Origin of the sequence: Streptomyces blattellae, assembly GCF_009709555.1 — a bacterium.
GTDB classification, from domain to species: domain Bacteria; phylum Actinomycetota; class Actinomycetes; order Streptomycetales; family Streptomycetaceae; genus Streptomyces; species Streptomyces blattellae.
Map to the genome: position 1 here is coordinate 21,101 of NZ_WJBG01000195.1, position 22,086 is coordinate 43,186.

24 protein-coding genes and 1 tRNA gene are annotated in these 22,086 nt (G+C 68.9%); 18 read left to right on the top strand and 7 right to left on the bottom strand.

Going from position 1 to position 22,086, the window contains the following annotated elements:
• Both GFH49_RS26015 and GFH49_RS26020 read right to left on the bottom strand, forming a co-directional pair.
• A complete protein-coding gene (locus GFH49_RS26015; protein ID WP_155058520.1) occupies positions 1–639 on the bottom strand; it encodes a DUF305 domain-containing protein in 639 nt (212 codons plus the stop codon).
• Between the two features lie 117 nt (positions 640–756).
• Positions 757–1,164, bottom strand: coding sequence for a DUF6153 family protein (locus GFH49_RS26020; RefSeq protein WP_408055955.1), 408 nt, complete (start codon positions 1,162–1,164; stop codon positions 757–759).
• A gap of 284 nt (positions 1,165–1,448) precedes the next feature.
• Here GFH49_RS26020 and GFH49_RS26025 point away from each other — a divergent pair, with 284 nt between their 5' ends.
• From GFH49_RS26025 to GFH49_RS26050, 5 genes are all read left to right on the top strand, one after another.
• Entirely contained in the window at positions 1,449–1,772 is a 324-nt protein-coding gene (locus GFH49_RS26025) for a hypothetical protein (protein WP_230396496.1), read from the top strand.
• A gap of 200 nt (positions 1,773–1,972) precedes the next feature.
• The gene (locus GFH49_RS41245) at positions 1,973–2,239 is read left to right on the top strand and encodes a CBS domain-containing protein (RefSeq protein WP_328288291.1); all 267 of its coding nucleotides are present in this window, start codon (positions 1,973–1,975) and stop codon (positions 2,237–2,239) included.
• A 77-nt stretch (positions 2,240–2,316) separates the two neighbouring features.
• The gene (locus tag GFH49_RS26040) at positions 2,317–3,147 is read left to right on the top strand and encodes an SDR family NAD(P)-dependent oxidoreductase (protein ID WP_408055956.1); all 831 of its coding nucleotides are present in this window, start codon (positions 2,317–2,319) and stop codon (positions 3,145–3,147) included.
• 281 nt (positions 3,148–3,428) lie between these two features.
• Positions 3,429–3,501: transfer RNA gene (locus GFH49_RS26045), tRNA-Arg, on the top strand.
• A 114-nt stretch (positions 3,502–3,615) separates the two neighbouring features.
• Positions 3,616–3,963, top strand: coding sequence for a hypothetical protein (locus GFH49_RS26050; RefSeq protein WP_155058522.1), 348 nt, complete (start codon positions 3,616–3,618; stop codon positions 3,961–3,963).
• 90 nt (positions 3,964–4,053) lie between these two features.
• On the opposite strand, the gene GFH49_RS26055 is transcribed toward GFH49_RS26050, so the two are convergent.
• Together GFH49_RS26055 and GFH49_RS26060 are read right to left on the bottom strand one after the other, a co-directional pair.
• A complete protein-coding gene (locus tag GFH49_RS26055) occupies positions 4,054–5,292 on the bottom strand; it encodes a tyrosine-type recombinase/integrase (RefSeq protein WP_196218134.1) in 1,239 nt (412 codons plus the stop codon).
• Positions 5,293–5,574: a helix-turn-helix domain-containing protein gene (locus GFH49_RS26060; protein WP_030940690.1), complete on the bottom strand. Its 282-nt coding sequence runs from the start codon at positions 5,572–5,574 to the stop codon at positions 5,293–5,295.
• A gap of 466 nt (positions 5,575–6,040) precedes the next feature.
• Here GFH49_RS26060 and GFH49_RS26065 point away from each other — a divergent pair, with 466 nt between their 5' ends.
• The 6 genes from GFH49_RS26065 to GFH49_RS26090 all read left to right on the top strand — a co-directional run bounded on the left by GFH49_RS26065 (position 6,041) and on the right by GFH49_RS26090 (position 12,926).
• Positions 6,041–6,283: a helix-turn-helix transcriptional regulator gene (locus GFH49_RS26065; protein ID WP_155058523.1), complete on the top strand. Its 243-nt coding sequence runs from the start codon at positions 6,041–6,043 to the stop codon at positions 6,281–6,283.
• Between the two features lie 660 nt (positions 6,284–6,943).
• Positions 6,944–8,152: a DUF3631 domain-containing protein gene (locus GFH49_RS26070; protein ID WP_230396497.1), complete on the top strand. Its 1,209-nt coding sequence runs from the start codon at positions 6,944–6,946 to the stop codon at positions 8,150–8,152.
• 305 nt (positions 8,153–8,457) lie between these two features.
• Complete coding sequence (locus GFH49_RS26075; protein WP_155058524.1) at positions 8,458–8,958, top strand: MobC domain-containing protein; 501 nt, start codon at positions 8,458–8,460, stop codon at positions 8,956–8,958.
• The gene (locus GFH49_RS26080) at positions 8,955–10,652 is read left to right on the top strand and encodes a relaxase/mobilization nuclease domain-containing protein (protein ID WP_155058525.1); all 1,698 of its coding nucleotides are present in this window, start codon (positions 8,955–8,957) and stop codon (positions 10,650–10,652) included. The genes GFH49_RS26075 and GFH49_RS26080 overlap by 4 nt, the downstream gene beginning before the upstream one ends.
• Before the next feature lie 293 nt (positions 10,653–10,945).
• Positions 10,946–12,505: an AbeC-like domain-containing protein gene (locus GFH49_RS26085; RefSeq protein ID WP_230396498.1), complete on the top strand. Its 1,560-nt coding sequence runs from the start codon at positions 10,946–10,948 to the stop codon at positions 12,503–12,505.
• A 25-nt stretch (positions 12,506–12,530) separates the two neighbouring features.
• Positions 12,531–12,926, top strand: a complete 396-nt coding sequence (locus GFH49_RS26090) for a hypothetical protein (protein WP_155058527.1) — start codon at positions 12,531–12,533, stop codon at positions 12,924–12,926.
• An 18-nt stretch (positions 12,927–12,944) separates the two neighbouring features.
• Here the strand turns inward: GFH49_RS26090 and GFH49_RS26095 are convergent, their stop codons facing one another.
• Together GFH49_RS26095 and GFH49_RS26100 are read right to left on the bottom strand one after the other, a co-directional pair.
• Complete coding sequence (locus tag GFH49_RS26095; RefSeq protein WP_155058528.1) at positions 12,945–13,493, bottom strand: flavoprotein; 549 nt, start codon at positions 13,491–13,493, stop codon at positions 12,945–12,947.
• Positions 13,490–14,761, bottom strand: coding sequence for a helix-turn-helix domain-containing protein (locus GFH49_RS26100; protein ID WP_155058529.1), 1,272 nt, complete (start codon positions 14,759–14,761; stop codon positions 13,490–13,492). Before GFH49_RS26100 ends, GFH49_RS26095 begins: the two co-directional genes overlap by 4 nt.
• A gap of 175 nt (positions 14,762–14,936) precedes the next feature.
• On the opposite strand from GFH49_RS26100, the gene GFH49_RS26105 reads away from it, so the two are divergent.
• The 7 genes from GFH49_RS26105 (at position 14,937) to GFH49_RS26135 (ending at position 21,226) form a co-directional block, all read left to right on the top strand.
• The gene (locus GFH49_RS26105; protein WP_155058530.1) at positions 14,937–15,374 is read left to right on the top strand and encodes an ATP-binding protein; all 438 of its coding nucleotides are present in this window, start codon (positions 14,937–14,939) and stop codon (positions 15,372–15,374) included.
• A gap of 2 nt (positions 15,375–15,376) precedes the next feature.
• Entirely contained in the window at positions 15,377–16,696 is a 1,320-nt protein-coding gene (locus GFH49_RS26110; protein WP_196218135.1) for a carboxyvinyltransferase, read from the top strand.
• A complete protein-coding gene (locus tag GFH49_RS26115; protein ID WP_155058531.1) occupies positions 16,693–17,922 on the top strand; it encodes a bifunctional UDP-sugar hydrolase/5'-nucleotidase in 1,230 nt (409 codons plus the stop codon). Before GFH49_RS26110 ends, GFH49_RS26115 begins: the two co-directional genes overlap by 4 nt.
• A complete protein-coding gene (dcd, locus tag GFH49_RS26120) occupies positions 17,919–18,458 on the top strand; it encodes a dCTP deaminase (protein WP_155058532.1) in 540 nt (179 codons plus the stop codon). The genes GFH49_RS26115 and dcd overlap by 4 nt, the downstream gene beginning before the upstream one ends.
• The gene (locus GFH49_RS26125) at positions 18,455–18,991 is read left to right on the top strand and encodes a dCTP deaminase (protein ID WP_155058533.1); all 537 of its coding nucleotides are present in this window, start codon (positions 18,455–18,457) and stop codon (positions 18,989–18,991) included. Before dcd ends, GFH49_RS26125 begins: the two co-directional genes overlap by 4 nt.
• Complete coding sequence (locus GFH49_RS26130; RefSeq protein ID WP_155058534.1) at positions 18,988–20,085, top strand: glycosyltransferase family 4 protein; 1,098 nt, start codon at positions 18,988–18,990, stop codon at positions 20,083–20,085. The genes GFH49_RS26125 and GFH49_RS26130 overlap by 4 nt, the downstream gene beginning before the upstream one ends.
• Before the next feature lie 88 nt (positions 20,086–20,173).
• Positions 20,174–21,226, top strand: a complete 1,053-nt coding sequence (locus GFH49_RS26135) for a serine hydrolase domain-containing protein (protein WP_155058535.1) — start codon at positions 20,174–20,176, stop codon at positions 21,224–21,226.
• A gap of 111 nt (positions 21,227–21,337) precedes the next feature.
• Here GFH49_RS26135 and GFH49_RS26140 read toward each other — a convergent pair.
• The coding region (locus GFH49_RS26140) for an IS256 family transposase (RefSeq protein ID WP_155053941.1) at positions 21,338–22,086 on the bottom strand (749 nt) is incomplete at its 5' end.

A 22,086-nucleotide genomic window follows, 5' to 3' on the forward strand; every position in this document is an offset into this window, starting at 1 on the left:
TCAGCTGTTGCCGAGGAGCTTGTTCATCTCCTCGATCTCGGCGTTCTGGGCGGTGATGATGTCGTCGGCCATCTTCTTGGCCGGCCCGTACTGGCCCTTCTCCTTCTCCGTGGTGGCCATCTCCACGGCGCCCTCGTGGTGCTCGACCATCATGGTCAGGAACATCGTGTCGAAGTCCTTGCCGGACGCCTCCATCAGCTTGTCCATGTCCTCGGTGTCCATCATCCCGGGCATGTCGGAGCTGCCGGAGTGGTCCATGCCCGGCATGGAGGAGGGCACGTCCTCGCCCCACGCCTTCAGCCAGCCGGACATCGTTTCGATCTCCGGGTCCTGGGCCTTCTCGATGCGCGAGGCCAGGTCCTTGACCTCGGCGGAGGACGCCTGAGTGGCGGCCATCTCCGCCATCTGGATGGCCTGCTGGTGGTGCGGGATCATGTCTTGGGCGAAGGAGACGTCCTGGTCGTTGTGGGCGCCGGCGGTGTCCTCGGCACCGGCCGAGGCCGACGTCTGCGCGGCCGGGCCGCTGTCGGACCCGCTGTCGGACCCGCTGTCGCTGCCACAGGCGGCGAGGACGAGCGAGGCGGCGACGGCCGTGGCGACGAGACCTGCGCGACGGACGAGGGAACGAGTGCTGGTCATGCGTGAACTCCTGAGGTGCAGAGGGAAGATCGCGCCAAAGGGCGCGGGACATGGCTGAGGGCCGTACACCTGCCGGCCGCGGCGCACGCGGCAGCGGCGGATACGGCTGGCCCTGTCCTATATCCGCAGGAGTTGCAACTCGGCGAGCGAGGGAGGAGCGCGCCCGCCCTCCGGCTCGGCAGCCATGGAGCGCAGGCCGCTCACCGGCGAACCTGCCTGGCCGAAGGGATCGGGGATCAGCGCGGGAAGTACCGGACCCGCACCGACGGCGCCGGAGGCACACGTCGGGTCGGCATGCTGTCCGTGTCCGCTGCCGTCACCGCCGCGATCACAGACGGTCTCAACGCCCATGACCGCCATGTCCGCGTGCGCGGTGGCGGAGGAGTGATGGCCCGTGACGGCGGTGGTCCCGCCCGGTGCGAGGCCATGCATGCCGAACAACCCGACCAGCAGCCCGAACACCAGCAGCGCCTGCCACCACCTCAGTGGCGAGGGCGCGCGGTGAAGTTGTCCACGGGCTGTCACGGCACTCATGCTACGAAACGATGCGGAAAAAGGTTTGGCATGCCGAGAACGGCCATACAGCGGCCCCGACGGGCGGGCACGACGAGGGACACGTCATCGCGCAGAGCGCCACCAGCTTGACCGGTGACGTGGGTCGGCATGTCCACGCACTCACGTGGAAGCCGCGGTCGCCATGCCTTGCACCCAAACCGTCTGGATGCCAGAGCCGGCCGAGAACGCCGCCGCGGCACCCAGTGCGTCCCCGGTGGTCTGCGGCGCAGCATACGGCGACGGATCTCCAACCAGTGGAGTCCACATGGACGGCGCGCACCCTGGCCAACCCGTTCATGCTGGTCGCTGTTGGCGCGGCACCGAGCCTCCAGGCCGCCGGCGTCTCTCCGCGCCGACGTCTCTCCGCGCCGACGTCTCTCTGCGCCGACGTCTCTCCGCGCCGACGTCTCTCTCGGCCGCCCGTGCGGGACCTGTTGGGTGCGGAGCCGCTCCCCCTCACCGACCTGGCGATCCCCCGCGTGCTGTCCGGCCTCGGCCATGTCGTCATGCGGCTGCCTGTGCGGCTGCGACCGGAACGCCCGCCGCGTGCGGACCTACCGGCGATGCCGGGACGTTGAGCCACCGCCATGGTTGACGTGGGCTCCGTTCCCCGGCATGCGCGCGGGAGGTGAGGAATCCACACTGGTCTGGAGGACCTGCGTCCAGGAGACGAAACCCTGGAGGCCGCGGCGCGCGGGATGAAGGACTCGACGTCGGGGCCTTCCCGATCCGCGGGGAGGACGACCGGCTCCACGAAATCATCACGGACCGTGAAATCGTGGTGCAGTGCCTCGTCAAGGCCAAGGACCCGAGAACTGTGACCGCGGGCCGGCTGGAACAGGGCAAGCCGGGGCCGGTCACGATCGATGCCCAGGCCGATGCCAACCAGGTCCTTCAGACCAGGGATGAGCACGAGATCCTCCGGCTGCCGGTCATCGGCGACCATCACCTCGTCGGCATGATCAGCGAGGCCGGCCTGACGTCACCTGCCCGAGGAGCAGGTGGGCTATTTCGTAGAAGCCATCTGCGCCGTCCCCCTGACTGACCGGCAGGTTCACCGCTGAAGGGAAGCGGCCGGTGCCGCTCTGGGGGATTCTCGTCGAGGCATCGGTTCAGGAGGTCATGATGGGACGTCTCAACAAGCGGGTGGCGATCGTCACCGGTGCGGCCGGGGGCATCGGCGCCGCTGTGGCACGCGTGTTCGCGGCCGAGGGCGCCGGCGTCGTCGTCGCCGATGTCCTCGACGCCGAACGGGGGAGGCCGGCGGCGGAACTCGGTGGCCTGTCCCGCCCCGGGGCCGGGCGACGTCTCTTCGGCGTGGTGGCCGCCGCGCTGGCCCTGTACGGCGTCTTCCTGCGGCCGCGGGTGCTGAGCTGGGGTGCGACACGGGAGGAAGGCGACCGCGGTTTCCCCGGCGATGACCTCGTCCCCGATGCCGACGGCGCCTCGACCATGGCCACGACCCTGCCGGCGCCGCCCGAAGAGGTCTGGCCCTGGTTGCAGCAGATGGGCTGCAACCGCGGCGGTTGGTACAGCTGGGACCGCCTGGACAATGGCGGACACCCGAGTGCGGAGTGCATCGTTGCGGAGTGGCAGCGCCTGGAGCCGGGGCAGCACCTGGACTCCCTGCCGAGCGGTGATGCCTGGTTCACCGTCGCGGTTCTGGAACCGGAGCGGACACTGGTGCTGCGCTCGCAGACCAAGCTCCCGTCGGGACGCCCCTTGGATGCGGGGTACGGGCCACTGCCCAGGGCGTACATCGATGCGATCTGGGGCTTCCACCTCCGGCCGGAGCCCGGCGGCAGGACCCGGCTGGTCGTCCGCACGCGAGCCCGCAGCCGCCCGCGCCCCCTTACCCGACCCATGGACATGCTGTTCTGGGAACCCGCCCACCTGATCATGCAGACGCGCCAGTTCCACAACCTGAGCACGCGCGTCAGCGCGACGGCATGAAGTCAGGGCGGACGCAGTGGCACCGCGCCCGCGAACCGGCGTAGTTGCGCTTGTCCCTCATAACGGGCCTCCTTCAGCGGAGGCCGTCGACACAGAGGGCTCGGCGCACAGCCGCCGAGGCGGCACATGCCGCTCCGACGGGCAACCGACAACCGCTAGACTGTCGGCGGTGCACCGCTTCGGCGGGGCACCCTGTGGATGTCTGGGGCCCCTCAGGGGGCGAGATCCTCCCGATACGGGCGGATCTCCGACACATTTGCCCACACATCCCTGCCTTCGTTGCCTTCGTAGCTCAGGGGATAGAGCACCGCTCTCCTAAAGCGGGTGTCGCAGGTTCGAATCCTGCCGGGGGCACAGCAAAACGCCTGGTCAGAGGCCCTTCCGTCCAACGGGCGGGAGGGCCTTCGTACTCGCAACACACATATGGCACACATGGGTGCTGCGGGCAGAGGTGGGGAGCTGTGCGATATGCCCGCGAAGGACGAGCTGGCTCGCCGCCGGCACGAGAGGCTGATCGACCGACTTGAGTCGATGATGCTGGCCGCGCTGAAGCCGGAGTACGAGGGGTACTACGGGCAGCTGATCCTTGGCGCTGACGATCTTGCGGAGATGGGCGAGCTCAAGGACATCCGGCGAGCCGCCAGAGAAGCGGGAAGGCATCTCGGCTGGAAGACGACCACCCACCTCGTCGGCGGGAGGCTCTTCGTCCTCGACGAGCGTGAGGTGCCCGAGAGAATCGAGCGGTTGGCTGGGGATGCGGCCGCTGCTGCGATGGACCGGTTCTGGGAGGAAAGCCGTCGGCCGCGACTGACCTGATCCGAGGAAGACGCAAGGGGGCACCCCACCGCATCAGCGCGGTGGGGTGCCCCCTTCGGTTACGGCGCCCCGGCACGGGTCAGGCACACATCACGCGGCGTCTTCCTCCAGGGCGGCCACGGTCTCGGCGGCCTCACGGGCCTTCCGCTCCGCATTCTCCAGCTTGGCCTTCGCCTTGGCCAGTTGCTTGGAGCGGCGCTTGTGCATCATCTTCGAGACCTCGTCCAGGCGGTCGGGAAAGAGGTGCCCGTAGGTGTCCAGGGTCAGCGTCGCGGACTTGTGGCCCAGCATCGTCTGTACGACGTTGACGTCCGCGCCGCTGGCGATGGCGAGCGAGGCCGCCGTGTGGCGCAGCTTGTGCGGGGTGACCTTGAGATGCCCCAGCCCGGCCTTTACGACCGCCGGCGCGAAGAACCGCTGACGGAAGTTCCGGGCCCGCAGCGGCCCGCCCTGCGGGGCGGTGAAGAGCAAGTCGTCATCTCCTCTCCCCTTGACGTGGGGCTTCAGCTCGTCGGCCAGGAACCGCGGGATGGGTACGGACCGGCGCTCGTGGTTCTTGGGGGTGTCGAGGTAGAGCTTGCCGTTGTCCTCGGCGTACGCCTCCACGATGTGGGCCCGACAGGCGTCCAGGTCGACGCGGCCCACCTTGAGCGCGGATGCCTCGCCCCAGCGCAGTCCGGTGTAGGCCAGCAGCAGGATGAACACCCGGTAGGCGCCTGACGCGTTAGCCAGCGCGTCGACCTGCATGTCGTCGAGGTACACGTGATCAGCGGGCATCGCCTTCGGCAGAGGCACGCCGACAGCCGGGTTGGCCGCCAGACGACGGGCCTTGACCGCGTAGCCGAGAACGCGGCTGAGGACGACGTACGCCTTGCGGACCGACCGGGGGCTGAGCTTCCTGCCGCCGGTCGCCTCGCCGGACAGCAGATCCGCGAGCCACTCGGCAACGTCCTCAAAGTGGATGCGGTCCAGCGGGGTGGTACCCCACTTGGGAATCACGTGGACGTCGAGAACACCGCGGTAGCGAGCCCGGGTTGAGCGCTTGAGGTGGAGCTGCGCCGCTAGCCAGGACTCCGCCACCTCTGCGAACTTCACCCGCGCGGCTGCGGGATCGCGATAGGAGCCGTCGTTGAGACGCGACTCCATCTTTGTCCGCTCCGCCTCGGCGTCGACCTTGCGGGCGAAGGTCTTCATCTTCGGCTTGCCGTCGGGGTCGTACCAGCGCACGCGGTAGCGCCCCGGTGGCGTACGCCCCGCCCGCTTGGCGTCCGCCACGGCCCGTACATACGCCGCGTGCCCTATGCGGTCCTCAATCCAGACCCGCGCCAACTAGCACCCCCTCCGGTCATCGCCGGACACCGACGGGAGCGGCAGGAGCAGGGTCGTGGGAGAAACGCCGAGCGCGGTGGCGAGGGCGACGAGGTCGTCTACGTCGCATCGGCGGCGGGCGCGTTCGGTGCGGCTGAGGGCGGTGTTGGCCATCGGACGGCCAAGCGCGGTGCAGCGGGCGGCGAGCTGGTGTTGGGTCAGGCCGCGCACGAGGCGTAGGTGCTCGATGGCGCGGGCGGTGTGGAGGCCGGCAGGGCCTATTTCTACAGGTCGGTTGGGCATGACAGATAGCTGTAACTTGCGTCCGGGGGTCATGGCAAGAGTTAGCTCTTAAACTCTCCAATAGTCGTTCGGGGGCGAAGTGGTGTTCGTCTCGCCGAATTCCGGCACATCGCGAGGCGTTTCGGCCGAGGTGTCGTGTTACCTTCCCTCTCTGTTTTCGAGATGGGTGATTTAAACACACATCAGCCATGATGCCCGGCGAGTCATTCACATCGTCCCTGACCGCCAGGTGTCACCCCTGAGCTGCGGAGGTACCGGATTCCGGCACCTCGACCGGTTGCTTCGCCGCAAAAAAATTTCGGGCCCGGCGGGAGCGATTTCGGCAACCGGGGATCCACCCTTACTGTTTCCCTCTCCCCGGCCACACCGAAAGAAGTAGTGAGGAGTTTCAGAACCAACTCTGGAGTTTCTCCGGGCGGTGTGGCTGCGTTGCCCAGCCCGTTGTTCAAGTCCGAAAAGGAGCCCTATGCCGAAGACCCCTCCCCGTAGCACCAACGCCCCTGCCGCCGCTGCGGCTGCCCAGCGTGGCCCGCTTGCCACCCCTGCAGAGGTCGCCGCCTATCTCGGGGTGCCGGTGAAGACCCTCTACCAGTGGAAGTACCGGGGCATCGGCCCCAGCGTCCACAAGGTCGGCCGTCACCTGCGCTACCGCTGGCGGGAGGTGGACGCATGGCTGGACACCCAGACGTCGTACGACCTCACGGCCTGACGCCGCATCTGACGCGGACGACGAAGCGGCCCCGGCGCGCCAACGCCGAGGGCCGAAGACTTCCCAACTGATCGCCCATCCCTGAACGAACGAGCTGGTGAGGGGCGGGACCTTGCCCATCCCGCCCCTCACCGGAGAGGAACGCCTATGGAGGACCCTACGTCCCCCAGCACCACCAACACCTCCCCCACCGCCTGGCCCACTCCCTCCGTCCCCGGCGAAGGCATCCCCTGGCGCCGCCAGGATCAGCAGGACACACGGTCCCCCGCGTCGGGGACCGCCGAACACCCGGCGGAGGCGGAAGCACACGGGGACCGTCCCCAGCCACCTGCCAATGCCGTTGTTGGGGACCGTCCCCGCGACGTGCTTGGGGACCGTCCCCACGGCCTGCCCGGTACTCGTTCCCCGCGCGTCCCGGTCCCCGTATCGGCATCCAGTGCAAACTCGCAGGTCAGCGCCGGGAAATCGGGGACCGGTCCCCAAGAGACTGCAGTTGCACCAGGGGACCGCAACGGGGACCGTGATCACGGTCCCCGCCATTCGCTGGGGACTGACAACCCCGTGGCGGGAACCGCCCAGCAGGAGGGGACCGGTCCCCTCGACGCACGGGGACCGGATCACGGGACCGGCTCCCGGCCTCCTCGAGGACCGGCAGACCCCGTGCAACGGCGTTTCGGTGAGGGTGCGGAACTGCTGGATGAGTTGCGGACGGCGATCGACAAGTACGTCGTGCTGCCCAGCGACGAGGCACTGACAGCGGTCACCCTGTGGGTGGCGGCCACGCACATCCAGACCGTTCTGCAGCACGCACCGCGTCTGGCGGTCGTCGGCCCGACGAAGGGCTGCGGCAAGTCCCGGGTGCTGGACGTGCTCCACGAGACCGTGCACCAGCCGATCATGACGGTGAACATGTCCACGGCGGTGCTCTTCCGCGTCATCGGCAAGAACCCGCGCACGATCCTGGTGGACGAGGCCGACACCATCTTCAGCAAGGCCGGTGACAACGAGGAACTTCGCGGCCTGCTGAACGCCGGACACCAGCGCAACCGGCCCGCCTGGCGCATCTCCGGTCCGGAGCACAAGCCGACCCCGTATCCGACCTTCGCGATGGCCGCACTGGCCTCGATCGGCGACCTGCCCGACACGATCACGGACCGGGCGGTCGTGCTCCGCATGCAAAAGCGCAAGCCGGGCGAGAAGGTGACCCCGTTCCGCTCGCGCTACGCCACACCGGAGCTGAACGCACTGCGGGACAAGCTGGCCGCCTGGCTGGGCCCGCTGCGCGGCACGGCCGGCCGCATGGCGCCGCCCATGCCGGTGGAGGACCGAGCGGCGGACACCTGGGAACCGCTGGTCATCATCGCCGACCTGGCCGGCGGCCACTGGCCAGCCAGTGCACGCGCGGCCTGTGTCGCGATGACCCGGTTCGAGGCCGTCCAGGACGAGCAGACCAACCTGAAGACAAGGTTGCTGCGCGACATCCACCGCGTCTTCGAGGCACACGGCAACCCCGAAGCCCTGTCCTCCCTGGATCTGGTCACCGCCCTGCTCCAGGACCCCGACGCCCCCTGGGCAGAGCACGGCACCAACGGGCTCAACGCCTACCACCTGGGCAGAATGCTCCGGGACTTCGACATCCGCCCGGCCAACTACCGCTTCGACAAGGGCAGGCAGGCCAAGGGGTACGCCCGTAACCGGTTCCTGGACAGCTGGGCCCGGCACTGCCCCGACCTCACCGAGACGGCGCCTGCCACCGCGCACGACGCCACAACCGCGCGCCAGGTTCAGGGCAAGCCGCCCACCGCCCCCGCGGGCCAGCTGCCCATCGGCCCGCCCGGCGGCACCGCCGGCCCCCAACGCGCCCGCTGACCCACCTTCCCCTGGGTCCGTATCACTGCGTCGCATCCGTCCCCGCGCAGGTCAGAGCGGGGACGGATGTCCTCGCCGGGACGGACTTCTCCGTACCTGCCCGAGTGTCCGTACCTGTGCTGACCAGGCATGGGACGCATGCGACGCACGTGACACATCTCCCGTCCCCTCACCACCGGAGCGCATCCGTGCACGAACAGCACCACGAACTCCCCACAGCTCAACAGCCGACGCCCACCACCTCAGCCGCAGACAGCGCAGCAAGTTGTCGGGTAAGGAGTCCTTACCCGGCCTCCGCCCCTGGGGTGGCGGAGGCACCCGGCGCCGAGGGGGCACCGGGATCGGCCGGCCCGGGGGAGCCGACCGAGACGGGAGCCACCAGACCGTCGCCGCACGCCGCGCAGACGCCGACGCCGCAGCGCCGCCTGCGTCAGCCGCGCCTACGTGAGCGCCGCGTCCATCCGCGTTACAGCGACAGCGAGTTCACCGACCTCGCCCACGCCGCCGCGCTCAGCCGTATGCAGATCGGCGGCTACGTCGCCGAGGCGTCGCTCGCCGCCGCCCGCGCCGAGGACCCCACGGCAGCGATCGCCGACTACCGCGCCATGGTCAAGGCGCTGATGGCCGCCAACCGCCAGCTCGGCATGATCGGCACCAACCTCAACCAGCTCACCTGGCACCTCAACAAGGACGGCTCCTGGCCCGAGCCCGACGTCGTCCACCGGCTCCTGGCCCGCGTCGAAGCGTCGATCGCCGACGTGGACACCGCCGTCGCCCAGGTCACCGAGGGAAGGCAGGACCGGTGATACCGAAGATCATCACCGGCAAGGGCAGCACCCGCCGTCTCATCGCCTACCTCTTCGGCAAGGGCGACGCCAACGAACACGTCGACCCACACCTGGTCGCCTCCTGGAACGACTTCGCCCCCGACCCCGGCCGCAGCCCACACCGCGACCCCAAGGACGTGGAAAAGCAGCTCTACACGCAGCTCGACCAGCCGGTGGCCATGCTCGGCCGCCGGGCTCCCCAGACCACGGTCTGGCACTGCCCAGTCCGCGCCGCCCCCGAGGACCCCATCCTGTCCGACGCCCAGTGGGCCGAGATCGCCCGCCGGATCGTGGCCGCCGCCGGCATCGCCCCCACCGGAGACGCCGAAGCCTGCCGCTGGGTGGCCGTACGGCACGCCGACGACCACATCCACATCGCCGCCACCCTCGTCCGCCAAGACGGCCGCCGCCCCAAACGGGACTACGACATCCGGGCCGTCCAGCGCGAGGCCCGCCAGATCGAAGTCGACTACGGGCTGAGGCGGTTGAAGCCGGGCGACGGCACCGCCGCCAAACGCCCCACCAGCAAGGAAAACTTCAAGGCCAAACGCCTGGCCCAGGATGCCACCGCCCGCGAGGTCCTGCGCATGCGGGTGCGCCGCGCGGTCGCCGCCGCGGCCGACGAGGCCGAGTTCTTCTCGCTGCTTGAGGCGACCGGCGTGGACGTGCGCCTCAAGCTCGCTCCCTCCGGCGACGCGCTCGGCTGCAACTTCGCCCTGCCCGGCAACGTGAACGCGGAAGGCGACCCGTTGTGGTTCGCGGGGTCCACCCTCGCCCCTGACCTCTCCCTGCCCAAGATCCGCGAACGCCTCGCCACCACCAGCCCTGAGCCGGCGACCATCCAGCCTGGCAACCCGTGGCACCAGGCCACCGCCGCCACCGAACGCATCCCCCACCACCTCACGAAAGGCGACGAGCAGACGGCCCAGGGCCAACTCGCCGCGCTCGGCGCGGCGCTGGACCTGCTGCCCGTCATGGCACCGACCGCGGCACGGGCCGAACTCGAACAAGCCGCCGCTGCCTTCGAGCGCGCCACCCGCTCCCGCATAGCCGCCGACCTCGACAGCACCCGCGCCCTGCGCCGCAGCATCCAGACCATCTGGCGCGAGAGGCCACAGGACAGTGACGGCACCGGGCTCACCATGCTCCTGGACGCCGCACTCACCGCGGTCGCCTTCGCGCTGCACTGGCACCGCACGCGCCAGCACGCCCAGCAGGAGGCGGCAGCCGGACAGGCCCTCCTCCACCTGCAGACCGCGTACGCGCAGACCGCCGAGCCCGTCCTGGTCGGCCTCGCCAGCCGGGCACCCGGCCCACAGACCAAGCGCCGCTTCGCCCACCACCTTCAGGATCTGGTTCCGGACCATGCCGAGCGCATCCTCAACGACCCCGCTTGGGACGCACTCGCCACCGTGCTCGCCGCGGCAGAGGCAGCAGGACACAACGCAGCCACCGTCCTCAGCCAAGCGCTGCACCAACGCACCCTGGACGACGCCCGCAGTCCCGCCCGCGCGCTGACCTGGCGCATCCGCCGCCTCGGCGAGCGCCACGTTCCCGGTCCTTGGGCCCAGGCAGCCAGAGCCCACAGCGCCATGCAACGGCCCAGCGTGCCGACCCACCCTGCGGCAGCTATCGGCCAGCCACCACAGGGGTCACCGACACGGCGGCGCTGATCAGGCCCTCAGCGAGCCAACGCCTCGTGTGCAAATTGGCTTCGGGCTAGAGGCGCCTTTCGGTCAACATTCAACTGGGACGCCATCATGCACGGCTTGTGCGGGTTTGCGGTATGGCCGCACTCGCCGTGCGCGTGGACGATGCCCCTCTGCGCCTGCCGAGACGTCATCCCGGCTGGCTCAGTGGACACGGGGGTGGGAAGTTGGCGTTCGCAGAACATCAGTCGGTCTTTTCGGCGCCTGCGGTACCGCTGGGGACCGCGGATGTCGCCGGAGACGTGATCCGTCACGGCGTGTACACCGAAGGCGTCACCCGCCGGTTGAGTGCCGCCGCCTTCGCCCGCACGGACTGGCTGGCCGTGCTCCGTGCCCAACTCGCAGACCTGTGGAAGAAGCTGAAGGCAGCCGTGCGGAAACGTCTGCGGTGGCTGTTTCCCGCGAAGGAAGAAGAGAAGTCCGCTGACGCGTCCGAGCCGGCGCCTCCGTCGGTCGTGCTGGGCGAGGACTATGCGGTCTGGGTCCGGCGCCGCATCAAGAAGTCGGCGCGGCCGGTGCCGGTCTACGGATTCCACCAGGAACCCGTCATCCACGCCAGCGACCGTGCCATCCGCCACATGCGAAGACGACGAATAGCTGTCACGGCGGTGATCGCGCTCGTCGTCTGGCAGGCGATCGCCGGAGTTCTGACGGCGGGTTGGGCGGCTCTGGTCCTGCTGGGCGGGGTGTGGGGCGTCTATGTGGTCGAACGCTGCCTGGCGCAGGTGCGGTTCAACGCGCTGCTGGCCGGAGAACTGCATGCACCCACACCGTCCGTGCAGGCTCACGCGCTGCCATACCTCTACGAGCGTCGACGAACCGGTGACCGGCACCGATTTCTCGGGGCAGGTCTCCAGGCATGGAACGAGGCGGTCATCGGCATCGACGTGGAGCCCGCGCCGGAGGGCCAGGACGAGGATGACGACATCTCCGGGCCACCTCCAGGATTCGCCTCACCGGCGCAAAGCACAGGCCAGCCCGACATGGCCGAGGTGGCCAAGGCTGTCCTGGAGGCGCTGGCCAAGCACAACAAGCCGGTGGCCCGCAAGCCGCTGAAGCATTTCACCGTCGCCCAGTTGCACGCCCATGTCGCGCGCCGCCTGGACGACCCGGCGCCCGCTCACCACCGCGAACACCCCATCCCACGCATGGAGGTCATCGGGATCGCCGGCATCCACTACAAGCGGTGGGACGAGATCGACGACGACACCTGGCGCAGCCTGCACACCCTCGCCGTGGACAACTTCGGCGACAAGCCCGTCGAGGAGATCGCCCGCCGCTACATCTGGGCCCGTGTCACCGCCTGGAACGGCGACCTCATCGCCGCCATACTCGTCCACTTCGCCTACCAGGGCGGCTTCCTGCGCGTCACCGTTCGCCCGCACATCATGGGTCCGCTCAACCCGAAGGCGGCCGGACTCAAGTCCGCCGACCCCCGCAACCTGAAGTGGCTCGCCCGCACGGCGTTCAATGCGCTCGGTGACGTCTACGTCGGACTCGATCGGCTCATACGCCGCAAGCCGCGCAAGCGCCCCGAACTCGATCCGGGCAGTGGCCCGGTCAGCCTTCGCGAGGTCTACAGCGTCCGCTGGCTCGAGGACATGCACATGAACGACGACGCCCGCTACTACGTGCAGATGATGCAGCGCCGCGTCTTCGACTCCACCGAGATCTTCCTGCGCGACCACAACGTCGACATCGCCGCCTATCAGCAACAGGCCACCGCGATCTACAACTTCGGCGTCATGAACGGCGGCACCATGACCGGCCCCGTACAGGCCACGCCGTTCTCCGCCAACCCCTCCATGACGAACTGACCCACGAGCCCGCCAGGAGCCCCGCATGGCCATCCGCCGCCAACCCGACCCGGTCCCCAACGGTCCCAACTTCGGGATCATCAACAACGGCGACATGACCGGGCCCGCCCAGGCCGCCCCGTTCTCCCAGAACGCCACCCAGACCAACAACATCACCAACGAAGCCGTCGACAAAGCCCGCGAAAGCATCGAGGACCTCCGGCGACGCCTGGAAGGACTGCGTGGCCAGTACCCCGAAGCAGACGCCGCCCTGCGCGACCTCGCCATGATCACGCCGCGCCTCGACGAACCCGAACGCGAGCCCGGCACCGTGCGCTACATGCTCCAGAACCTCGTCGAACGCTGCGGCGGCATCCCGAACCTCCTCGCCGCTGCCCAGCTCGTCCAATCCACCGTCCTGGCTCTGCTACCCAGCTCCTGACCAAGCCGCCCCTCAGGGTCAACCAGGGAGCCTGGGCTCCAGCAGCTCCAAGGCTTCCTCCCAGCGGAAGCGATCTGCGCCGCCGCCCGCCTTGGGGCGATGCGGCTCGTAGCTGCCGATCCGAACATTCATCTCGCGCAGCTGGTCAAGGCTTCGGCGGTAGGCGGGATGGGCTGCCTGGGCCGTGTTCAGGTATGGCAGGACGGCCGTGGGGATGGCCATGCCGTACGCCTCGCACAGAACGCCCAGGGCGAGGGTGTCGGAGATGCCGGCGGCCCACTTGTTGACCGTGTTGAAGGTGGCCGGCGCGACCGCGATGGCGTCCGCAGGTGGCAGGGGTCGGGCCTCGCCCGGGGTACGCCAGGCCGAGCGGATCGGATAGCCGGTCTGGGCTTGAATCGCCTCGGTGTCGAGGAAGCGCAGACCCTGCGGGGTGGCGATCACACCGACGTCCCAGTGCCGTTCCTGCGCGGCGGCGATCAGCCTGCCGACGTCGCCGGCGATGCCGCAGGCGCACACGACGATGTAAAGGAAGGGCTTCTTCTCCGGGGCGTTCGTCTCGGTCACGCAGGGACTCCCAGTCGGCGGCTGAAGTGGTGCAGTTCCGGCAGGGTACGGCCGCGGTCGCGTGCGGCCATGTCGGCGACAAGGTCTCGGACGGCGGGGCGCCGCACGTCCTGGGCGGCACAGGTCTCGGCAATACGGAGGGCTTGGTAGCCGTCGGCGAGACGGCCCTGCTGACTGTAAGCACGAGCCGCCTCCACCCAGAGGGCGGCACGACGCTCGGGCACAGGGATGTGCCGACGCATGAGGGGACGAGCCGCTTGGAGGGCGAGCCCGGAGTCGCCGAAGGCCACCAGGGCGCTGAGCTCGTGGAGGGCGACGTTCGTGGGGCTGAAGTTTGCCCAGGCGTCCGGCCGGTCGAGCGAGACGTAGCGTGCGACCTCTTTGGCCTCGGAGAGGAACTCTTCGGTGGCCACGCGATCACCTCGACCACTGGCTGCGGTCACGCCACGCAGCAGCAACAGCCCTACGGCGGCCAGGTACTTCGGGGATCGACGGTCGTAGGATCCGGTGAGCTGGTCAGCGGTGTGCCGGACGAGGGTGACGGCTTGGGCCGTGTGCTTCTCGCGGGCCAGGACGTGGGCCTGCACGCGAACGCTGGAGGCGAGGACCACGGGGTCGCCGGAGCGTTCGGCCTCGGCCATCGCGCGGCCGACCGCGAGCCAGGCGTTGCCCTGATCCTGCTGCTTGAGCAGGAGGCTGGTCGAGGTCTGGTACGTGGTGGCCAGCAGGGCGGACAGCACATCGCTGTCCGCCGCATCACTGGAGGCCAGCCTCAGATCAGCGATCAGACCGGGCAGGCTTCGTTCCAATTCCGCGTAGTCGCAGGTGTAGAAGAGCCTGCGGGCAGCGCCGACCCGTTCACGGAGGACCGCCGTGTCCAACGGAGCACCGGAGGTCGTCGGGCTCAGGCCAGGCAGGAGAGCTTGCACCAGGTCGTCGTGGGTGGCAGCGGGGGTGGCTGGGGTCGCGAGGGCGGCGATGCTCGCGGCGAGGAAGGTACGGCGGTGCATGTCTTCAGCTTCGGGGTGGGTGGCGGAGGCGTCCGGAGCAGTGGCGAGGCCCAACTGCTGAGGTGGGATCTTGAGTTCCTGCGCGACGGCACGCAGGACGCGAATGTCCTCCGTGCCCTGGCCACCTTCCAGGCGACTGACCTTGGACTGGTGGTAGCCGAGCGCGGCGGCGACGTCCTTCTGCGAGCGTCGCTGTAACACCCTTGCCTGACGGATCACTTCACCGATCCGTCTCGCTTCGCTGTGTGCTTCGGCCATCTGCCACGGCCCCTTCCGCCGCCGCCGATCCTGCCTGTTCAACCGAGCGTAGATCAGCCGTACTTCGCCGTGATGCAGCTCCTGCATAACCGATGCAGCGCCAGCACCTGGGCTAACCACCCGCCGCGACCAGCTGGTTGCGTGAAGTGGCCGCACCAACCTCGGGAGGCCGCTCATGGCAGCGCACCAGCTCAACCTGTCCCTACCCGCTACCCCCACCGCGGTCGCCTCCGCCCGGCACCAGGCCGCAGAGGCGATACAGGGCTGGGAAGCGGATCTGGACGACGAGGTGGTGCACACGGCCGAGCTGGTGATCAGCGAGCTGGTCACCAACGCCGTCCGGTACGCCGGCTGCGGTCAGGTCTCCATGGAGGTGCGGCTCGTTGAGGCCGTCCTACGCGTCGAGGTGTGCGACTCCAGTCCGGTGCTGCCTCGGCCCGATTTCCCGGACGAGCACAGCGAGAACGGTCGGGGCCTGTTCCTCGTCGCGGCTCTCACCGACCGGTACGGCGCCGAGCCGACGCCCACGGGCAAGCGTTGCTGGGCCGAGATCGCCCTGACCACCCGCCCGAACCACGAGATCGCCGTTGTCCTTCCCCTCCAGAGGAGTTGATGATGCCGACCACCCGCACCCCGGCCGTCGCAGCCGAGGTGATCGCCGTACGCCCCGGCCCCCCGCTCTCGGGCGCCGTCGCCGTGGACGGCTCGAAGAACGCCGCTCTGCCCCTGCTGGCCGCCGCGGCAGCCCTCGGCCGCCCGGTGCGACTGGGCAATATCCCGGCGAACACAGACGTCCAGATCATGCAGGCGCTGTTGCAGCAGGCGGGCTGGCACGTCGCACATCCGGCGGGCGAGCCGACGACCGCACTGGTCCTGCCGACGGAGAGTCGGCGCACACATCCAGACCTGGCTCAGGCCGCCCACATCCGCGCGTCGTACTACCTGGTGTCCGCTCTGCTCGCCCGCCACGGTGAGGCCCGCCTGCCCTGGCCGGGAGGCTGCCGGATCGGCGCCCGCGGGATGGAACTGCACTTCAAGGTCTACGAGGCGTTCGGCGACCGGAGCGCATTAGACGACTCCGGCTACCGCGTCGAGGCCGTCACGCCGCACACCGGCACGGTCTCGCTGGTGCTGCAGTTCCGCTCCCGTGGGGCCACGGTGGCCGCCGTCCTCCGTGCCGTGACGACCGGTCGCCCGTTGCGACTGGGTGGCCCAAATCTCTCACCGGAGGTCCTGTGCGTGCTGGACGCGCTGGACGCTGTGGGCTGGGAGATCCGGGTCGGCGAGGATGTTCTGACCCTCTCGCCACCGTCTTCCGGGCAGGGAGACACCGCGGTGTGGGAGGTACCCGGAGACAAGATCGAGGCCGGCACCCTGGCCTGCGCCGTCGCCGCCACGCGTGGCGAAGCATGCATCAGAGGCGTAGGCGGCAGGGATGTGGAGCCACTGGTCTTGGCTCTCACGCAGTTGGGCATTCCTGCCGACGTCGAGGGCGATGCGCTCTCTGTCCGCGCCCAGGACGCGAAGCCAGCAGGGCACCCTCTCCGCGCCATCGCCTCCCTCAGCCCGGGCGGCCTGGACGCCGACTTCGAACCGCCCCTCATGGCACTCGCCCTCGGCCTGCCCGGCACCCACCTCTTCGCCGACGCGATCAATCCCGGCCGCCACGGCAACCTGCTGCCCCAACTGGCCCGCCTCGGAGCCGGCATCGAGGAGATCTCCCCCACCGAATGCCGTCTGACCGGCCCCCAGCGACTGACCGGCGCGGGCGTGGAGGCAACCGACATCCGCACCGGCTCCGCCCTCATGGTCGCCGGCCTCACCGCACGAGGCGTCACCACCGTCGGCGGCCTCGACCAACTCCGCCGCGGTCACGCCGACCTGCCCGGCAAGCTCCGTGCGCTGGGCGCCGACATCTGCGAGGTCACCCCATGACCGCCACCCGCACCCTGCGCCAGATCGTGGCCACCACCGACGTCCACTCCACCCTCGACCACGCCGCCCCGTTCCTGACCCACCTCCACGTTCTCCGCCCGACCTCGCTCGTCGTGGACTGCGGCGACTTCTTCGAAGGCTCGGGCTACTACCGCCTCGCCCACGGCGCCATCGAGCGCGAGATCCTGCTCAAGCTGTACGACGTCCTGGCGCCCGGCAACCACGGGTGGCCGCACCACTTCGAACCCGACCTCCACCGCCTTACCGTCTGCGCCAACGCCGTCCATGCCGACACAGGCGACACGCTCTTCCGCCGCGTGCGGGTCGTCGAGGTCGACGGCCGACGCGTCGGCGTCACCGCGGTGATCGGTCAGCAGGCTTTCCACTCGATTCCCGTCGGCCAGCGCGCCGAACACCGCGTCACCCATCCTGTCCAGGCGCTGCGCGAGCTGAGGCTCGCCCACCACCATGAGGTGGACAGCTGGATCCTGCTCAGCCACTCCGGATTCGACGAGGACCTCAAACTGGCGGCCGCTTGCCCGTTTCTGGACGTGATCTTCGCCGGGCACTGCCACAGCGATCAATCCGGTCCGGCCCGGGTGGGCGACACGCTCATCGTCAAAGGACGGGAACTCGCCGACGGGTACGCGGTTGCCACGCCGATCAGGCTGGGCTGGGGCGCCGGCACCACTCGCTTCCCGGACCGGAAACCAGCCGCTGTTCCAGCCGAACTGTCGGAGGCGATCAAGGAGATCGGCAGAGTCGGGAAGGAGTTGGCGAGCAGCCTCGGGCCCGTCGCCCGGGCGTATAGCCACCAGACACCCGATCGCCGCGGCCTGCTCCTCGACCTGGCCACCCGTCTGCGGAGCGGACTCGGCGTGGACACGGTCATCCTCAACAACACCGCGCTGCGGCCCGTCCCGCTCGGCGACATCCTCACGCTGGGCAATCTGCTCGCCATCGAGCCCTTCGACAACCAGCTCGTCCACACCCGTATCCCAGAACACTTCCGTCAGGACGTTCACGGCCTGTTGAGCTCCCTCACGGAGCAGGCCGGTCCTCTCGTCACGTCGCCGGACCCGTTGCCGGACGGCATCACCACGGTGGTGACCACCGACTACCTCGCAGACAACTACCTGGCCGGCCGCTCACACGCAGCGGGGCTGCTTCTCAGCCAGGCCCTCAAGCACGTCCTCACTGCGCCCGCCGATGGAGGCACGCGATGATCCTCACCGGCCCCGAAATCACCGCCGCCGCCCACGACGGCCGCCTGCGGATCACTCCCTTCGCCACCGACCAGGTCAACCCCAACAGCTACAACGTCCGCCTCGGCCCGATCCTGCTCACCTACACCGCCGACGTCCTGGACGCCCACCAGCCGAACGCCACCACCGAGTGCACGATCGGACCGGACGGATACGTCCTCCAACCCGGCGAGCTCTACCTCGGCCACACCCTCGAAGAGGTCGGCTCCGACGTCTTCGTCCCACTGCTGTTCGGCAGGTCTTCCGTCGGACGGCTCGGCCTCTTCGTGGAGATCACCGCCCCTATCGGGGACATCGGCTTCCACGGCCAATGGACCCTGATGCTCACACCGATCCGCCCCCTGCGCGTCTACGCGGGCATGCGGATCGGACAGATCATGTTCTTCACCTCCACCGGCCCCATCTCGCCATACGCAGGCAAGTACCAGGCTGCGACTGGCCCGCAGCCCTCCGCCTACTGGCGCGACGTGACCAAGCTCCGGGCGGTGGCCTCGTGATCCTCACCGGACTCGCGATCGCCGCCGCTCAGGCCACGGGCGAGATCGTGATCGAGCCGTACGACCCGGCCCGCCTCTCACCCAACGCCTACGACTGGCGCCTCGGCGACACCCTGCGCATCTGCGACGCCGATCTGGACGCGGCCTCTCCGACTCCGTACGCCGAGACCGCCATCCCGGACTCCGGATATGTCCTGCACCCCGGCGTGCTCTACCTCGGCGTCACCCACGAGATGACCGGATCGGAGACGTACGCCCAGTTCCTCAACGGCGACCGCACCATCGGCGCGCTTGGCATCTGGGTCCATGTCTCGGCCCCGCTCGGGCATCAAGGCCACGCGATCCGCTGGACACTGGAGATCCGCGCCGCCAGACCGGTCCGCGTCTATCCCCGGATGACCTTCGGCAAGCTCGTCTTCCTGCACAGCCTCGGCACCCCGGCCAGCTACCAACAGCACGGCCTCAAGTACACCGCGACCGCAGGCATCGACATCTCGCGCCTCTACGAGGAGCTCGCCGGAGGTGCCACGTGAGTCCACAGGTAGCGACTGTCCTCGACCTGCCCTTCGGCAGCGCCGGCGGCAGTGTCGAGCTCTTCCTCGACCTCTACACCGGCAAGAACCCACAGATGCCGGCCTGCGCCTTCATGCTCGCCCCGCAGGCGCCTCCGCCCCACCTACCTGCCGAGCTGGAGCTGGTGGCCGTGCCTGGTAAATGCCTCTCCGGGCTGCCATTCACGGCGTACGTCAACGCGTTGCGGCGAGCCCTGACGCAACGCATCGCCCCGTCCAGCGTCGATGTCCTCCACCTCCAACACCTCACCTTCGGCGGAACCCCAGCCCTGATCCGCGCCCTACCCGCACACCCTCGCATCGCGCTCGTCCACGGCACCGACCTGCTGTTCGCCGAATCCCACCGCGACCAGCTGCGTGTCCTGCAGGAAACCGCGCGTCTCGCGGACGCCATCGTCGTCCCGACCGGCGCCATGGCGGATCGGCTCCTTCAGCTCGCGCCCACCACGGAGCGCAGGAAGATCGCAAAGATTCCCTGGGGCATCCCCGACCATCTGCTCACCACCCCACCACCGCGCCCGGCCCGCCGACCGACCGGACACCTCCGGCTGCTCTACGCAGGACGCCTCACCGCCGAGAAGGGCATCGAGGCACTCCTACGCGCGATGCCCGTAGCCCAAGCCGTTGAACTGAGCATCGCAGCGCCTCGTCACCAGTTCCATGGGCTGGCCCCACTTCTGCGCCAGCTCAAGGTCCACGTCCGCTATCTCGGCTGGCTCAGCCGTCCACAACTGTGGAAAGCCTTCGCCGACCACGACGCCCTCGTCATGCCCTCGACCACCCTCGAAGCCATGGGCCTGGTCGCTCTCGAAGCCCAAGCCTGCGGACTACCGGTCGTCTACCAGCCCGTTCCAGGGCTGAGCGACACCCTCGCCGCAACCGGCCTGGCCACCGACTTCACCAACCCAGCCACCCTCGCTCAAGACCTCAACCGGCTCCGCTGCACACCCGGCCTGCTGGCGACCCTCCAAGCTGAGGGCCGCACCAACGCCGCTCGCTACCCCCTGAAGGCCACCGCCGCTGCCCTGGCCAACCTTGGCAAACAGCTCATCTGACCTGTTCGTGCCGCAGCCGGTTCCGTACCGGCCGCCTCACTACGCTGACCACCGGGACATCTCACGGCCCACGATCGATCGGGAGACCATGGCGCTCGACCTCGACACCGACCGCATCCACCGACTCCTCCACGACGGTGCACGCGACAAGATCTACCCGGGCGCCGTATGGGCCGTCGGTGACAGCCGAGGAACCCGGGCCAGCGGCAGTACAGGCGTCCTGGATCCCGAGCGGCCCGACGAGCCGATGCGGAGCGACACTGTCTTCGACGTCGCCAGCCTGACCAAGATCCTCGCTGTGTGGGCGTCCATCGGTTGTCTCGTCGAGGACGGCAAGCTCCAACTCAACGCGCCACTGGGCGACTTGTGGCCCGAAGTGAGCGAACATCAACTGGCACAGGTGACCGCACGCCACCTGCTCACCCACACCGCCGGCGTCCCGCTCCGAGCCAACCTCAAGAACCTGTACGGCACCGACCCGCAGGACGTCCGCGACGGCGTCCTCGGTGAAGCCCTACATCGGCCGCCCGGCGAGGCCGTGGAATACACCGACCGCGCCGCCCTCATCCTCGGCTACCTTGCCGAACACCTCTCCGGCCAGCGGCTCGACGCTCTCGCAGCCGAACGCGTCTGGCGCCCGCTGGGCATGGCACAGACCTGCTTCGGGCCGTTGAGCCCCGATGCGGCCGCCCGCTGCGCACCGACCGAACTCGACGACGGCACAGGAACCCATCTCAAGGGAACCGCCCACGACTTCTCCGCCCGTCTGCTCGACGGGGTGTGCGGCATCGCGGGGGCCTTCTCCGTCCTCGACGACCTCGCCACGTTCCTGCGCTACCTCCTCGATCCCAACCAGCCCAACGCATCACCCGGATTCAGCGCGGACTGGATCAAGGAATCCCTCCAGATCCACACCGGTGAACTGGCGCCGCCCCGCGGCCTGTTCTGGTATCCCGCACCAGGCACGACGCCGGAAGCCGACGACGTCTGGGTGCACTACGGCTTCACCGGCACCGGCATGTGGCTCTCCCTCAGGAAGGACCGCTGGGCAGCTCTACTCACCAACAAGCTCTACTACAGCCGGGACCGCGAACCACTCACCCGCGTCCGCAATGAGTTCCGCTCTCTCGCCTTCGCCTGAACTACATGGATCTCAGGATTAGATAAGGCGACTGTCGAAACCCCCTCACTGACGCGCAGAGGCTGGAACAGGGGGTGTGTCAATTTAACGGCTGATCTTGGTTGTTGATGGTCAGTTGTTGCTCGGGGTGAGGCGGCCATCGAAGGCGATCTGGAACGCGTTCAGGGGTGCTTTCCAGCGCATGGTCCACCTCTTGCGGCCCTTGCCGGTCGGGTCCAGGCTCATCAGCGCCATGTAGATGCACTTGAGGGCGGCGGCCTCGTTGGGGAAGTGCCCGCGGGCCCGGACGGCCCTGCGGATGCGGGCGTTGACGCTCTCGATCGCGTTCGTGCTGCAGATGACCTTGCGGATCTCGACGTCGAAGGAGAGGAAGGGCACGAACTCGGCCCAGGCGTCCGACCACAGCTTCACGATCGCCGGATACTTTCGGCCCCACGTCTCCTGGAACTCGAGGAACCGCTCCGTCGCCGCGTCCTCGCTGGGCGCGGTGTAGACGGGCTTGAGAGCCTTGGCGACCTTGTCCCAGTCCTGGCGGGCCGCATATCGGAACGAGTTCCGCAGCAGGTGAACCACACACGTCTGGACGATCGTGCGAGGCCAGACGGTCTCCACCGCCTCGGGAAAACCCTTCAGCCCGTCGCAGACCAGCATCAGCACGTCGTCCAGGCCGCGGTTCTTCAGCTCGGTGAACACGTGCAGCCAGTACTTGGCGCCCTCTCCGCCGTCGCCGGCCCAGATGCCGAGGATGTCGCGGGTCCCGTCCACCGTCACCGCCATCACGACATAGACCGGACGGTTCGCGACCTGCCCGTCCCTGATCTTGACGTTGATGGCATCCACGAACAAAACCGGGTAAACAC